Origin of the sequence: Rhodococcus sp. NPDC127593 (genome assembly GCF_042671975.1) — a bacterium.
In the GTDB taxonomy this organism is placed as follows: Bacteria; Actinomycetota; Actinomycetes; order Mycobacteriales; family Mycobacteriaceae; genus Rhodococcus_F.
Genome location: NZ_JBHXWI010000046.1, coordinates 67,832 through 82,622, shown reverse-complemented (window position 1 = coordinate 82,622; position 14,791 = coordinate 67,832). Strand labels below are relative to the sequence as shown.

The 14,791-nt window shown below is 68.5% G+C and carries 14 protein-coding genes; 8 read left to right on the top strand and 6 right to left on the bottom strand.

All coding sequences use genetic code 11. From position 1 onward, the window contains the following. Positions 1-134: 134 nt before the first annotated feature. Positions 135-1,040 carry an IclR family transcriptional regulator gene (locus tag ACFVJ3_RS34750; protein ID WP_378456372.1) on the bottom strand — a complete coding sequence of 302 codons (906 nt, stop codon included), beginning with the start codon at positions 1,038-1,040 and terminating at the stop codon, positions 135-137. Between the two features lie 114 nt (positions 1,041-1,154). Between ACFVJ3_RS34750 and ACFVJ3_RS34745 the strand changes: the two genes are divergently transcribed. Next, entirely contained in the window at positions 1,155-2,060 is a 906-nt protein-coding gene (locus ACFVJ3_RS34745; RefSeq protein ID WP_378456371.1) for an oxygenase MpaB family protein, read from the top strand. A gap of 134 nt (positions 2,061-2,194) precedes the next feature. Further along, a complete protein-coding gene (locus ACFVJ3_RS34740) occupies positions 2,195-2,599 on the top strand; it encodes a hypothetical protein (RefSeq protein WP_378456370.1) in 405 nt (134 codons plus the stop codon). Positions 2,600-2,629: 30 nt separating this feature from the next. On the opposite strand, the gene ACFVJ3_RS34735 is transcribed toward ACFVJ3_RS34740, so the two are convergent. Both ACFVJ3_RS34735 and ACFVJ3_RS34730 read right to left on the bottom strand, forming a co-directional pair. Next, positions 2,630-3,307, bottom strand: a complete 678-nt coding sequence (locus tag ACFVJ3_RS34735; protein WP_037240368.1) for a TetR/AcrR family transcriptional regulator — start codon at positions 3,305-3,307, stop codon at positions 2,630-2,632. A gap of 37 nt (positions 3,308-3,344) precedes the next feature. Beyond that, positions 3,345-4,190 carry an SDR family oxidoreductase gene (locus ACFVJ3_RS34730; protein ID WP_378456369.1) on the bottom strand — a complete coding sequence of 282 codons (846 nt, stop codon included), beginning with the start codon at positions 4,188-4,190 and terminating at the stop codon, positions 3,345-3,347. Positions 4,191-4,231: 41 nt separating this feature from the next. Here ACFVJ3_RS34730 and rraA point away from each other — a divergent pair, with 41 nt between their 5' ends. Continuing rightward, positions 4,232-4,702 (top strand): ribonuclease E activity regulator RraA, encoded by a 471-nt coding sequence (rraA, locus tag ACFVJ3_RS34725; protein ID WP_378456368.1) that lies wholly within the window; start codon positions 4,232-4,234, stop codon positions 4,700-4,702. Between the two features lie 81 nt (positions 4,703-4,783). Continuing rightward, a complete protein-coding gene (locus tag ACFVJ3_RS34720; RefSeq protein WP_378456367.1) occupies positions 4,784-6,139 on the top strand; it encodes a dipeptidase in 1,356 nt (451 codons plus the stop codon). On the opposite strand, the gene ACFVJ3_RS34715 is transcribed toward ACFVJ3_RS34720, so the two are convergent. Then, positions 6,130-6,357: an RNA-binding S4 domain-containing protein gene (locus ACFVJ3_RS34715; RefSeq protein ID WP_378456366.1), complete on the bottom strand. Its 228-nt coding sequence runs from the start codon at positions 6,355-6,357 to the stop codon at positions 6,130-6,132. The two genes, ACFVJ3_RS34720 and ACFVJ3_RS34715, sit on opposite strands and share 10 nt — an antisense overlap. Positions 6,358-6,467: 110 nt before the next feature. On the opposite strand from ACFVJ3_RS34715, the gene lysX reads away from it, so the two are divergent. From lysX to ACFVJ3_RS34695, 4 genes are read left to right on the top strand one after another with little or no spacing between them, the layout of a single operon-like run. Next, on the top strand, positions 6,468-9,812 hold the full coding sequence (gene lysX / locus ACFVJ3_RS34710; protein WP_378456365.1) for a bifunctional lysylphosphatidylglycerol synthetase/lysine--tRNA ligase LysX: 3,345 nt from the start codon (positions 6,468-6,470) through the stop codon (positions 9,810-9,812). After that, positions 9,809-10,489: a DUF998 domain-containing protein gene (locus ACFVJ3_RS34705; protein WP_378456364.1), complete on the top strand. Its 681-nt coding sequence runs from the start codon at positions 9,809-9,811 to the stop codon at positions 10,487-10,489. Before lysX ends, ACFVJ3_RS34705 begins: the two co-directional genes overlap by 4 nt. A gap of 14 nt (positions 10,490-10,503) precedes the next feature. After that, entirely contained in the window at positions 10,504-11,322 is an 819-nt protein-coding gene (locus ACFVJ3_RS34700) for an alpha/beta fold hydrolase (protein WP_378456374.1), read from the top strand. Positions 11,323-11,327: 5 nt separating this feature from the next. Next, positions 11,328-11,927 (top strand): histidine phosphatase family protein, encoded by a 600-nt coding sequence (locus tag ACFVJ3_RS34695; protein ID WP_378456363.1) that lies wholly within the window; start codon positions 11,328-11,330, stop codon positions 11,925-11,927. Positions 11,928-11,934: 7 nt separating this feature from the next. On the opposite strand, the gene ACFVJ3_RS34690 is transcribed toward ACFVJ3_RS34695, so the two are convergent. Further along, positions 11,935-13,164, bottom strand: coding sequence for an Hsp70 family protein (locus tag ACFVJ3_RS34690; protein WP_378456362.1), 1,230 nt, complete (start codon positions 13,162-13,164; stop codon positions 11,935-11,937). 71 nt (positions 13,165-13,235) lie between these two features. Beyond that, positions 13,236-14,705, bottom strand: a complete 1,470-nt coding sequence (locus tag ACFVJ3_RS34685; protein ID WP_378456361.1) for an Hsp70 family protein — start codon at positions 14,703-14,705, stop codon at positions 13,236-13,238. Positions 14,706-14,791 lie beyond the last annotated feature (86 nt).

Sequence of the window (14,791 nt, the reverse complement as noted above, 5' to 3'; positions counted from 1 at the left end):
CCGTCAACGCCCACAAGGCCGGCACCGTCACCGGCCTGTCCGTCGAACCCGGCGCCGCCATCACCCAGGGCACCGTCCTCGCCGAACTGAAATAGCTTGTGAGTACTTCTTAACCGCCCGCGGTTAAGAAGTACTCACGGGTGGCGGCCGTGCATGGCGGCCGTCACCCGCGCCGCGGCGTCGCGGACCAATTCACCGATCTCCGCCGTGCGCACACCCGACATCCGCCGGGACGCGTCGGCGACACACAGCACGACCGCGGGTTCACCGTCACGGTCGAATGCCGCGGCATTGATCGACAGCGGCTGGTAGCTGCCCTCCGGGTCGATGTCACCGACCACCGCATCCGCCGACAACAGTTTGCGCGCCTCCCGCAGCGCGACGGTCGAGCGGTGCCCGCCCACACCGCGACCGCGGAGTTCCGACACGGCACTGGCCAGCGAATGTTCCTGTTGCTGCATCGATTCCATCGCATACCCGCGTTCCCGGACGAGCGCGAGGGCCGGCTCGTAGGCGGCGCGCAGATCGTCCGCCCCGACCCCCAGGTCCTCCGCGCCGCGGGCGTACCACTCCTCGCGCTGCTCCGGCGGATACCAGGCCGCGAGTCCCGAACCGATGGGCGGCGCGAGCAGTACCTTGTCGCCGAGCCGCAGGCCCAGGGTTCCGCGGCGTCCCCCTACCGGCTGCACCACCTCCGCGACCACCACGTCGCTTCCCGATTGCACGAACGCGATGGACGCCATGTCGGACGCGTCGGCCAGTTCGTGCATCACCGCCCGCGCGAGGTCGACGACGTCCGTGGCCGTCTCGGCGGCGCGTCCGACCGGGATCAGCGCGGGACCGAGGCGGTAGGTCTTGCGGGTGGGGTGCCGGATGAGCCAGCCCGCCTCGGTCAGGGCCACGACCATCGGATAGCAGGTGGCCTTTGCGACGCCGAGGTGCCGGGCGATGTCGGCGAGGCTCCGGGGCGTCTCCGGCTCGTCTGCGAGGAGTTCCGTGAGCATCACGATGCGATCGGTCTGCGGTGAATTTCGTGCCATGTGTTTGCATAATGCCACTCTGGCGTCGCACTGTGACTGGCGATACAGTCGAACTGTCTGAACGATCGCTAAATGCCTGGTCATCTGTCACAGCCGCTGCAGGAAGTGAAACTCATGAAACGCTTCGATCTACGTCACCGGACCGACCGCCTCGATCCCGAGACGCAGCACGAAGAGATCTACCGGATTCTCGCCACGCAGGAGTTTCCCTGGGACATCAATCAAGCCCTCAGCTTCGCGCTGTTCCGGACGTACGCCGTGCCCACCATCGGCCGGTTGCTGTTCGAGACCGGCGAGTTCACCGAACGCGTGCAGAAGCGCTACGACGACACCGGACTGATCCTCGACGCCGTCCTCGAACACGGCTTCACCAGCGATGCCGGTCGCACCGGCATCCGCCGGATGAACCAGATGCACGGCTCCTACGACATCTCCAACGACGACATGCGATACGTGCTGTCGACGTTCGTGGTGACCCCGGTGCGCTGGATCGACGACTTCGGCTGGCGGAAACTCACCCGCAACGAGATCGTCGGATCTACCAACTACTACCGTGCGCTCGGCACGTACATGGGCATCAAGCAGATTCCCGAGACTTTCGAGGCGTTCGAGAAATTCCTCGACGACTACGAGCGTGAACACTTCCTCTTCGACCAGGGTGGCCGCGCGGTAGCCGACTCGACGCTCGAACTTCTCTGCACGTTCCCGCCGAACAATCTCGCGCCCGCCGCCCTGATCAAGCGATTCTCCTGGGCGCTCATGGACGATCCGCTTCTCGACGCGTTCGCCTACCGCAGGCCGTCCCGCCTCGCGCGGACTCTGTCGCGGGGTGCGTTGAAGGTCCGCGCCCGCCTCGTCCGGTTCTACCCCGTGCGCGCCGTGCCCAAGTTCGCCCGCGACCTCCCCAACATTCGCAGCTACCCGACCGGGTACGACGTGGAGAAACTGGGCACCTTCCCCAGAACCTGTCCCGTGCAGCACACCAACGGTACGGTCGCGCGGGAAAACACCGCATCCTGAACCGCTTTGGAAGCGTGATCGACGGAAAGCCGTGTGTTCGAACTATTCTCGGACACCCGGTGAATGGGCGCGGGTATCACCTGGTTCTGCCGTAACGTGGCTGCGCGTAGCGACCGTCGACAGGAAGGGATTTTGTGCACTTCTCGCGAGGGACCCTGACCATTGCCGCGCTCGCCGGAGCGGCCGCACTTGCTCTGGCGCCCACGGCAACCGCCGCCACAACCTATCAGATCAACGTCGTCCCACCGATCGGCACCGTCCGCGCCAACAATCTGGTGACGCTCGGCGCGCTCGTCACCCCCACCCCGACCGGCACGGACGGGTCCACTCCGGTCGAACTCGAGATCACCGACCCCGGCGGCGACGTGACCACGCGGACCATCCCGCTCACCCTGGGCGCCGGAACGGCCGCGATCCGGACGCACGAGGCCGGCCGCTACACCGCCGTATTCACCTTCGCCCCACCGAGCGGCGAGCCGACCGAGACGACGACGCAGTTCGACGCGGTCGCGTCACCGGGGCTGGGCCTGGGGAGCTGACCGCCGGAACCTGCCGAGGCGCATCGCCGGTCAGACGTCGGCGGTGCGCCTCTTCTTGGGTTTGACGGGAGCTTCGGTGGATCCCACCGTCTTCATCGCGATCTCGACATACTTGCGGGCCACGGCATCCGGGGTCAGCTTGCCCTCGGCGTGATACCAGCGCGGAATCGACTGGCACATACCGAGAAGCGCCCGCGTCGTCTCCGCGGCATCCGCCACGTCGAAGAGCTCCCGCTTCTTGCCTTCCTTGACGATCTCGAGGACCAGTTCCTCCACACCCTTGCGGACCGTGCGGTAACGCTGCCGGTTCTCCGGGCTCAGGTAGCGCACCTCGCTCTCGAGCGCCGCCAGACGGGATCGCATGGTCATCCGCAGCACGATCGCCTCGATGACGTTGGCGAGCCGCTGCACCGGATCGTCGCCGCCGTCGGCGCTCGCGGCGTGGGCGCGCTCGAGAACGTCGCTGGTGGAGAGTTCCAGGAGCGCCAGGAGAACGGCCTCCTTGTTCTCGTGGTGGTAATAGAGAGCGGGTACCGTGACACCGACTCGGCGAGCGATGTCACGCACCGACGTGCCGTGGAAACCGTGTTCGTAGAACGCGTCGAGGGAGGCGCTGAGGATCGGCGTCAACTTCGTGGGTTCGAGGCGGCGCCAGTCTGCTGCGTTGCCGACCTCGGTGGGCGTCGCACCCTTGGATGAGCTGACCATCAAAGACCTATCTACCGCTCGCTATGCCAGGACGGGGTCAAGTGTAGCTGTTCAGATAGTCGGCGAAGGTCGTCGGCGGCCTCCCGGTGAGCGTCTCGACGTCCCCCGTGACCACCGCCAACTCACCGGCCGCGATCGCTGCGTACGAGGTCACCCACCCTGCCACCTCGAAGTCCGGCGCCCCGAAGTGGGCGCGGGACGCGTACGCCTCGTCCAGGGTCTCGTTCTCGAACCGCACCGAACGTCCGGTCACCCTCGTGATCGTCTCGGCGGCCTCCGTGAGGGTGAACGCCTCCGGCCCGGTCAGCCGGTAGGTGACGCCGTCGTGGTCGCCGTTGCCGGTGGTGAGGACCGCCGTCACCGCATCGGCGACGTCGTCGGGCGCCACCGCGCTCACCAGCCCGTCCCCGGCGGGACCCCGGATGACGCCCTGGTCGTCGGCCATCAGCGGGATCATCGACTGATACCAGCTGTCCTGCAGGAACGTGTACTTCACACCGCTCTCCCGGACGTGCTGCTCGGTGAAGTAGTGGTCGCGCCCGAACGTGAACGTGCACTCGGGCGCCGCGCCCAGAAACGACAGGTAGACGATCCGCTCCACCCCGGCGGCACGGGCGGCGTCCACGGCGGTGCGGTGCTCCTCGCGGCGGGTGGCGCTCTCGTGACCCGAGACCAGGAACAGCAACCGGACGCCGTCCAGCGCGGCGGTCATCGCCGGACCGTCGGCATACGTGGCCACTGCGAACGCGGAGTCGAAATGCTCGGCCAGCGGCTCGAGCCGCTGCGAGTTCCGCCCGATCAGCCGGACACCGGCGCCACCACCGAGCCGCTCGAGCACCTTGCCGCCGATCGACCCCGTGGCTCCTGTCACTGCAATGGTCATGGCCCGCATTCTCCCAGCGTCGGCCCTCTATCCTGACGCGTATGACTGAACCCGTGGCAACCGCTGACCTGGCAGACGAGATCGGACCCGACATCCGGAGCTGCGACACGCAGTTCATCCAGTTCGGCGGCCGTGAAGTGTTCTCCGGCCCCATCACCACCATCAAGTGCTTCCAGGACAACCTGCTGGTCAAGCAGACCCTCGGCGAGCCCGGCAACGGCGGCGTCCTGGTGGTCGACGGTGACGCCGGCATCCACACGGCCCTGGTCGGCGACATCATCGCCGGGCGCGGCGTCGACAACGGCTGGGCCGGCGTGATCGTCAACGGTGCGGTCCGCGACTCGGCGATCCTGAAGACCCTCGACATCGGCGTCAAGGCGCTAGGCACCAACCCCCGCAAGAGCACCCAGACCGGCTCCGGTGAGAAGAACGTCCCGATCGAGATCGGCGGCGTCACGTTCAATCCCGGCGAGATCGTCTACAGCGATCAGGACGGCGTCGTCGTCCGCTGATCCGGCGAGAACCGAGCGGTGGTTCGGGAATCATCGGTACCGGACCACCGCATCACCCGAGCACCGCCGAGGAGGCGTTCGATGTCCGACGAAATCCGTTCCAAGATAGCCGAGCTGATGCCCACGGCGCGTGACGAACTCGCCGAACTGGTGGCCATGCGGTCGGTGGCCGATCCGCGGCAGTTCCCACCGGAGGAATGCGTTCGCGCCGCCGAATGGGTCAGGGACGCCTTCATCGGAGCCGGAATCGGACACGTCGAACTGCTCGAGACGTCCGACGGTTCACACGCCGTCGTCGGACACCAGCCCGCGCCCGACGGGGCCCCGACGGTGCTGCTGTACTGCCACTACGACGTTCAACCGCCCGGCGACGAGAAGCTGTGGCACACCGACCCCTTCACCCTCACCGAGCGGAACGGACGCTGGTACGGGCGCGGCGCGGCCGACTGCAAGGGCAACATCGTGATGCACCTGCTGGCGCTGCGCGCACTCGGCACCCCGTTCCCCGTCGGCATCAGAATCGTCGCCGAAGGATCCGAGGAGATGGGAACCGGCGGGCTCGAGAACCTCGTCGAGGCAAGGCCCGAACTTTTCGACGCCGACATGATCCTCGTCGTCGACACCGGAAACGCCGCGGTCGGCAGCCCGACCGTCACCACCACCCTGCGGGGCATAGCGAACGTGGTGGTCCACGTCGAGACCCTAGCCGGGGAAGTGCATTCGGGCATGTACGGCGGGCCCGCCCCCGACGCGCTGGCCGCCCTCGTCCAGATGCTCGCCACCCTGCGTGACCAGGACGGCAACACCGTCGTCGACGGTCTGGCTTCGGATCAGAACTGGACGGGCGTCGACTACCCGGAGGCGCAGTTCCGCACCGACGCCGGCGTGCTCGACGGTGTGCGTCTCGCCGGTTCGAGTTCCGTTGCCGACGCCGTGTGGGCCCGGCCGGCCCTGACGATCCTCGGCATCGACTGCCCGCCGGTGGTCGGCTCGGCCGCCGCCATCTCGCCGCGCGCATCGGCCCGCCTCAACCTGCGGGTGCCACCCGGCATGGACCCGCAGAAGGCGCAGGACGCGCTCGCCGCGCACCTCGAGAACGCCACTCCGTGGAATGCGCGGGTGACCGTGGAACGCGAAGCGGTGGGCTCCCCGTTCCGCGCGACCACCGACGGTCCCGGTTACGCCGCCCTCGGCGCGGCGATGGAGGAGGCGTTCGGAACGGAACTCGGAACCGTCGGGCAGGGCGGCTCGATTCCTCTGTGCAACGTCTTCTCCGCCGTCGTGCCGAAAGCGGAGATCGCCCTGATCGGGGTGGAGGAACCGCGCTGTCTCATCCACGCCCCCAACGAGAGTGTGGATCCCGGCGAAATCGAGCACCTCGCCGTCGCGGAGGCACTGTTCCTGCAGAGGTTCTCGACCGCCCGCAGTCAGGGCTGAGCACTCACCTGCGCCGTCATCCCACCGATCTCCACGACGTCCCCGTCCCGCAGCTGCCGCCCCCGCCGCACCTCGACCTCACCGTTGACCGACACGAGTCCGTCGGCGATCACCTCTTTCGCCTCGGCCCCCGACTCGATGAGGTTGGCGAGCTTGAGGAATTGACCGAGACGGATGGATTCGTCGCGGATCGGCACGGCGTCGTGAATGTCGGACATGCCTCTATCTTCCCTCTCCACCCAAATCGCGGCCCGACGGCTCACACTGAACACTGGAACATCTGTCTCCCGTGATCGGTACGTATCTCTTGCCGGGAAGGAAACACTCGATGTCAGCTAGCACCGAGACACACGACGCGTCCGAGGCGGCCGTCTCCGCCGCGCCACGGCCCCGACCCGCCCTCGGGCCGAAGAACGGGCGCTTCCACCAGGTTCCCCACATCGCGGGACTGATCCTGGGTGTCTTCTCGGTGCTCGTGTTCCTGTGGAGCATCTCGCCGGTGCTGCGCTACTACGTGCACGTGCCGCGGGAATACGTCGACACGTACTACTTCGACGCTCCGGACACCAGCCTGTCGTGGGCTCTGGTGGTCGCATTGCTCGCGGCGGCGCTGGCGAGCCGCAAGCGCATCGCCTGGTGGCTGCTGACGATCTATCTGGTTCTGATCCTGATCACCAACGTGATCGTGAGCATCACCGACCGGAACGTGAATGCGATGGTCGCCGCCGTGGTCCAGGTGGTGCTGATCGGCATTCTCATCGCGGCCCGCCCGGAGTTCTACACCCGGGTCCGGCGCGGCGCGGGCTGGAAAGCCCTGGGCGTGCTCATCGTCGGGCTCGCTATCGGCACCCTCGTCGGGTGGGGCCTCGTCGAACTGTTCCCCGGCACCCTGCCGCAGGGCGAACGTTTCCTGTGGGCGCTCAACCGCGTGACCGCCCTCGCCGCGGCCGACAACGAACAGTTCAGCGGACGCCCGCACGGATTCGTCAACACCCTCCTCGGCCTGTTCGGCGCGATCGCACTGCTGGCCGCCGTCATCACCCTGTTCCGCGCACAGCGGTCCCACAATGCGCTCACCGGCAACGACGAATCGGCGTTGCGCGGACTCCTGCTGCAGTACGGCGCGGACGACTCCCTCGGCTACTTCGCCACCCGCCGCGACAAGGCCGTCGTGTTCGCACCCAGCGGGAAGGCGGCCATCACCTACCGCGTCGAGCTCGGCGTGTGCCTGGCCAGCGGCGACCCGATCGGCGACCCGGAGGCGTGGCCGCACGCGATCGAGGCGTGGCAGGCACTCGCGTCCCAATACGGTTGGGCCAGCGCGGTGATGGGGGCCAGCGAAACCGGGGCCACCGCCTACAACAAGGCCGGTCTCACCGTGCTCCAGCTCGGCGACGAAGCCATCCTCCGCACCCGCGAATTCAACCTCAGCGGACGCGACATGCGGCAGGTCCGCCAAGCCGTCACCCGCGTCCGGCGTCAGGGCGTCACCGTCCGGATCCGCAGACACCGGGACGTCCCCGCCGAGGAGATGGCCGAAACCATCCGGCTCGCGGACGCATGGCGCGACACCGAGACCGAGCGCGGTTTCTCCATGGCCCTCGGCCGGCTCGGCGACCGCCTCGACGGCGACTGCCTGCTGGTGGAGGCGATCGCCGAGGACGGCGAGGTCGACGGCATCCTGTCGCTGGTGCCGTGGGGGCCCACCGGTGTCTCCCTCGACCTGATGCGCCGCAAGCCGACCTCTCCCAACGGAGTGGTGGAGCTGATGGTGTCCGAACTGGCCACCACCTCGGATCAATTCGGCATCACCAAGGTGTCGCTGAACTTCGCGGTGTTCCGCTCGGTCTTCGAGGAGGGCTCCCGCATCGGGGCCGGACCCATCCTGCGGATCTGGCGTTCGATTCTCGTCTTCTTCTCTCGCTGGTGGCAGCTCGAGGCGCTCTACCGATCCAACGTGAAGTACCAGCCGGAATGGGTACCGCGGTTCCTCTGCTTCGAGGACAACCGGGAACTGCTGCGCGTCGGATTCGCGTCGGCCGTTGCGGAAGGGTTCGTGACCCTGCCCCGGTTCGGCCGCTCGGGAACCCGGGACGCCCTCGAGCACACCGGCACCCACGCCGCGGTCCCCGCCGCACTCGTCGCCGCCGAAGGACTGCACTCCGACGGCAGCGCACCCGGCGAAGGCCTCGCACCGACGCTGACCGGGCCGAAACGTCCCGAGCAGGTGCGCGTCCGGCTCGACAAACTGGCCGGCCTCGCCGAACAGGGCATCGACCCGTACCCGGTCGCGTATCCGCCCAGCCACACCGTGACGGAGGCGGTGGAATCCCCCGAGGGAACGACCGTCCGCATCGCAGGCCGCCTGCTCCGGATCCGCGACTACGGCGGCGTCGTGTTCGCGGTGGTCCGGGACTGGTCCGGCGACATCCAGATCCTCGTCGACGAGGCCAGCGTGGGTACCGATCGCATTCGGGCGTTCGCCGCCGAGTTCGACCTCGGTGACCTCGTCGAGGTCGCCGGCGTCATCGGATACAGCCGCCGCGGAGCGCTGTCGCTGCTCGCGAACGAATGGCGCATGACCGGCAAGTGCCTGCACCCCCTGCCGGACAAGTGGAAGGGCCTGTCCGACCCGGAGACCCGCGTCCGGCAGCGGTACGTCGACCTCGCCATCAACTCCGATGCCCGCCGCCTGCTCGAGGCCCGCAGCGCCGTCGTGAAGTCATTGCGGGACTCGCTCGGCGGCCGCGGCTTCCTCGAGGTGGAGACCCCGATCCTGCAGCAGGTGCACGGCGGCGCCAACGCGGCCCCGTTCCTCACCCACATCAACGCCTACAACCTGGACCTGTACCTGCGGATCGCGCCGGAGCTGTACCTCAAACGGTTGTGCGTCGCCGGCATGGAGAAGGTGTTCGAGATCGGCCGCGTCTTCCGCAACGAGGGCGTCGATTTCAAACACAACCCGGAGTTCACGATCCTCGAGGCGTACGAGGCGCACAGCGACTACGAGAAGATGATGGTGCTGTGCCGGGAGCTCATCCAGACCGCGGCGACCGCGGCATACGGACGCGAGATCATCATGCGTCCCGGCCCCGACGGCACCTTGGTGGAGGTCGACATCTCCGGCGAATGGCCCGTCAAGACGATGCACCAGGCGGTCGCCGAGAAACTCGGCGTCGACGTCTCACCCGAGACGCCGCTCGCGGAACTGCAACGGCTGTGCGACGAGCACGAGATCCCGTACCAGTCCGCCTGGGACGCGGGCGCCGTCGCACAGGAGATGTACGAGCACCTGGTGGAGGACTACACCGAGTTCCCCACCTTCTACACCAACTTCCCGACGTCGATGTCGCCTCTGACGCGCCCGCACCCCACGATTCCGGGGGTCGCGGCCAAGTGGGACCTCGTCGCGTGGGGCGTCGAGCTGGGCACCGCGTACAGCGAACTCACCGACCCGGTCGATCAGCGGAACCGGCTCACCGAGCAGTCGATGCTCGCGGCCGGCGGTGACGAGGAGGCGATGGAACTCGACGAGGACTTCCTGCAGGCCCTCGAGCACGCCATGCCCCCGACCGGTGGGCTCGGCATGGGCGTCGACCGGGTGGTCATGCTCATCACCGGCGGCAGCATCCGTGAAACCCTCGCGTTCCCCCTGGCCAAGCCGAGGCAATGATCTCCCGTGGCCGGGTGGCCGTCGCGGTGCTGCTGATCCTCGGCGCCGTCGGCTACGCGTCGTGGCTGCTCGAATTCGTCCTCGACACCGGCATCGATCCGCTGCGGGGTTTCGCGAGCGAACTCGCCGCCGCGGACCAGCCGTACGGATTCTGGTTCCGGACCGGCGACCTGATTACCGGGTGCATCGTCGCCGTAGCCGGGGTGCTCGGACTGTCGCGGTACTCGCAGGGCTGGGTGACGGCGGTCGGCTGGATCGCGCTGATCGTGTTCGCGATCGCGACCATCGCGGATTCGCGCCTGCCGATGAGTTGCGCGGCCACGATGGACCCCGTCTGCGCCGCACATGAGGCGTCCGGGCGCCTGCCGCTCACCCATGATCTGCACGCCATGACCAGTGCGTCCGCCTCGACGGGAGGCGTGGTGTCGAGCCTCGCGTTCCTCTTGGCCGCCTTCCGCTACGGCTGGCCGACCTGGTTGAAACTGACCGGAGTGGCCGTGGCGGTCGTGTTCATCGGCGGCACGGTGTGGACGCTGACGGCCGCCGGGTTGCGCGGCCAACAGGACGCCTGGCTCGGACTCGGCCAGCGTGTCCAGCTGCTCGCCTTCTGCGGGTGGCTGATCTTCGTGGCGCTCAGCGTTATTCACGTCACCCCGGAACGGGATGGTTCCACGTGAAACGTCCTGGGGAAATGGTCGCGGGAGTACACGTGGTGGTCGACGGCGAGGGCCCACCCGTCGTCCTCTACGGCGGCCTGGGCGGGAACTGGTTCGACTGGGACGAGGTGGTCGAACTGCTGTCCGGGAGCTGCCTCGTCGTGCGGATCGACCGACCCGGATACGGGCTCAGCCCCCCGTCCGCCGAGCGTCCCTCCGCCCGGGGCGAGGCCGAGAGAATCGCCGACGTCCTCGACGCCCTGCATGTGGCCACCCCGGCGGTGCTCGTCGGCCATTCCCTCGGAGGTATCTACGTCGAGGCCTTCGCCCGGCTGTACCCGGAGCGAACCGGCGGCCTGATCCTCCTCGATGCCACCGTCACGGCCCGTCCGCACCGCGTGATCCCCACCCGGTGGCGCGTCACCCTGGGTCGCCGGGTGGCCCGAACCGCGAGCAGGGTGGGCTTGCAACAGCGCCTCGGCCCCACCGTGCGCCGGATCCTGAACCACTCGACACCCCCGGACGGGATCGCGCCGGACACCCGGCAATGGATCGAACGGATCTACCGCGAACCGGCGTACCTGGAATCCTCGATCGTCGAGAACGCGTCGTACCCGGCGCTGGCCCAGGAACTGGCCGCGCTACGCGAGACCACGACGATGACGGCACCCGTCGTCGTGGCGGCCGCCCACACCGGACGCCCCACACCGTGGGGGTCGTCGTGGATCCGCATGCAGAGACAGTTCGCAGAGTTCCTGGGCGCCACGTTCCGGGTGGTGCGGCCCGCCCACCACCACGCCATGATCGATCAGCCCGGCCAGATCGCGGCGCTGGTGCGGGAGCTGGCAAGCTGATCGACGTGCAACTGCTACTGATCCGCCACGCGCTGCCCGAGCTCGTCACCGCGTCCGACGGGCGCGCGGACCCGGCACTGACCGAAGAAGGTCACGCCCAGGCCAAGCGCCTGCCCGCGGCACTGGCCCCGTACCGCATCGCCCGGATCGTGAGCAGCCCGCAACGACGTGCACTCGAGACCGCCGCGCCGGTCGCGGAGGCACTCAACCTCCCCGTCACCGAGTACGTCGGGCTCGCGGAGTACGACTACGACCTGGACCACTACATCCCGTTCCACGAGGCGGAGGCGCGGGCGCCGGAGGCCTTCGCCCGCATCCGGGCCGGCGAGTTCCCGAAGTCCGTCGACGCCGACGCATTCCGCACGCGGGTGTTCGACTCCCTCGGCCGCATCGTCGACGAGTCCGGCCACGAGGACACCGTCGCGGTGTTCGCCCACGGCGGCGTCATCAACGTGTTCCTGCAAGACCTGCTCGGGCTCGACCGACCCCTCGTGTTCCCGATCGAGTACGTGTCCGTGACCCGGGTGCTCGTGTCGCGCAGCGGCGAGCGTCGCGTGGCGTCGGTCAACGAGACCGGTCACGTCAGGGACATGCTGCGTCGATGAGCGGTCGCTAGAGGCCCGGAATCCGGGGCAGCGGAGGGAGCGGCGGAGGCGGCGGAAGGGTCGGCAGCTGAATCTGCGGCAGACCGGGAATGAGAGGTCGCGGGGCGGGGGCAGGCGCGGGCGCGGGTTCCGGCACGCTCGCCTCCTCCTCGACCGGGCCCGGAACCGACACCGCGGCCGACGGCGGTGGCGTCGACGCCGGTGACGGCGCGGTCGACGGGGACAGCTCCGCGTCACTCGGCTGAGTGGCGACGGGACGTGCGTCACCGTCGGAGCTCTGCAGGTGGCTGCCACCGACGCCGAGGCCGAGACCGATCACGGCGACGACGGCCAGAGCACCGCCCGCCAGTGCGCCACCGCGGATCACGGGTTTGGCGAATCTCTCGGCGCCGAGGCGCTCCGACGAGTCCGAGCGCTCCTGTGCCACCAGCGCAGCGCCCTCCGCGGCCACCAGTTCCGGCTGCGCCGGCACGATCACCGGAAGCGCGAGCCACGTTTCCATCAGAGACGCGACCAGCGGGATGTGCGCGCCGCCCCCGATCAGCACTACCGCGTCGGCAGCACGCCCGGACGATTCGATCACCTCGCGTGCCAGGCGCGCCGACGCCTCGACGTGGCGCACGATCAGCGAGTCGAGAATGTCCTGCGAGAGCAGGAGCAGACCGCCGTCGCCGGGTACGCAGACCGCGGTGTTGGTGGACAGCTCTTCCTTGGCGCGGCGGCAACGGGCATCGAGCGCCGACTCCCCGGCCTCATCGGCCGGTGGCGCGATGCGCTTCTCGTCGAGCTGGTGGTCGCGGATCAACCGGTCGACGACGTCGCCGCTGATCTCGTCGGTGCGGGCCGACCCGAGCACCGCGCCGGTGAATCGGTCGACCACGGTGACGGTGAGGCCGGAGCTGCCGAGGTCGTAGAACACGAGCGTCGAATGGTCGCCGAGCTGTCCCGACGCCTCGAGCATCCAGAGCGCGGCCGTCACTTCCGGGACCAGACGGCAGTCGATCGCGGCCTCCACGGCAGCAGCCTGCGCCTCGTCCCGATAGGCGACACCGAAGACCTGCACGTCATCGGCGGCGGAGCGCTCGGCCATCACAGTTCCGATGGCATCGGCAACCAGGTGCTCCGGGTGCTCGCGGGCGGCGCCCACCGGAAATGACCGGAAGACGGCCCCCTCGTCGTCCGGATACGCCACGCGCACCGCGCTGGCACCCACCGATACACCGAGAACTGAAACCATGGAATTACTATAACGGTTTGATCACGGAACGCGTGTCGGGGCCTTGGTGCATCCGTCTTCGTTGTATGCGCTCAGAGACCCGGTATCCGGGGCAACTCCGGCATGGGGAGCGGTGCCGGAGGCGGAATCGTCGGCAGCTGAATCTGCGGCAGACCCGGAATGAGCGGAGCGGGTTCCGATGTGGTCGGTGGAGCCGACGTGTCGGACGGCACGACACTCTGTGTCTCGGAGGCGACCGGTGCCTGGGTCGGACTCTGCGTCTGCGTCTGCGGCTGCGTCCGCGGCTGGTACGTGCTGCGCACCTCGGTCTGCGGCGGGATCACCGGCTCCTCGTCGACCACCGACGGGGCGGCGTCCGGAGGCGGGGTCACATCCGCGGTCGTCGTGGGCTGTGGCGGTACCACTTGCCGCACGCTCGGCGCCTGAGTGTTCGACTGCGTCGCGGCCGGCTGTGCTTCCTCCTCCGTACCCTGCAGGAGGTCGGTGCCGACACCGAGTCCGAGACCCACCGCGGCGACCACGGCCACGACACCGCCGGCGAGGACGAGGCCACGACGCCTCCGCGGCGGTACCGGCGCGTCTTCCGACAGCAATGCCGGCTGGGACTCGAGCTCCTCCGGCTGGGGCTCCGATTCGGGCTCCGGCTCAGGCTCCGGCTCCGGCGCCACCGCCCCGACGAACTCGTCGGACGTCGGGCGCGCCAGCAGGGCCGCACCCTCGGCCGCAACCAGTTCGGGCTGCGCGGGGACGATCACCGGAAGGTCGAGCCAGGACTCCATCACGGATGTGACCAACGGAATATGCGCGCCGCCACCGATCAGCACCGCGGCGTCGGGAAGGCGTCCCGAGCGGCGAATGACCTCGCGCGTCAGGCGCGCCGAAGTCTCGACCGGGCCCACGATGAGTGAATCGAAACTGTCCTGCGACAGGAGAAGAAGCCCGCCCTCGCCCGGCATGCACACCGCGCCGTTCGTGGACAGCTGCTCCTTCGCATCGCGGCACCGCGCGGCGAGCGCGAGCGCGGCTGCCGCGTCGGCGGGGTGCGCGAAGCGGTGCAGTTCGAGTTGGTTGTCACAGATCAGCCGGTCGACGAGGTCGCCGCTGATCTGATCCGAACGCGCACTGCTCAACACCATTCCGGTGTCTCGATCGACCACGGTGACGGTGAGCCCCGAACTGCCGAGGTCGTAGAACACGAGCGTCGCGTGGTCGCCGAGCTCACCGGACATCTCGAGCATCTGGAGCGCGGCCGTCACTTCGGGGACCATCTGGAAGTTGCCGATCTGCAACCGAGTCATCGCGACCTGTACGGCACCGGCCTGCGCCTCGTCCTGGTACGCGACGCCGATGGCCTGCACCTCGTCGGTCTCGTCGCGCTCGGCGAGCACCGTGCCGATGGACTCGGCAGCCAGTTCCTCCGGCCGTTCCAGTGTCGCGGTCACCGACCGCGATTCGAAGATCGGCATTTCGAGAGTCACGGCGTCGTGGCGCGCGAAGCGCACCGCGCTGGCGCCTACCGATACACCGAGAACTGAAGTCATGACGCCGACTATAACGGTTCGGTCACGGGTCTCGCGCATGAAGCAGACCGGGCGGCACGTCAGGGGCTTTTCGGCCGTACCGCCGT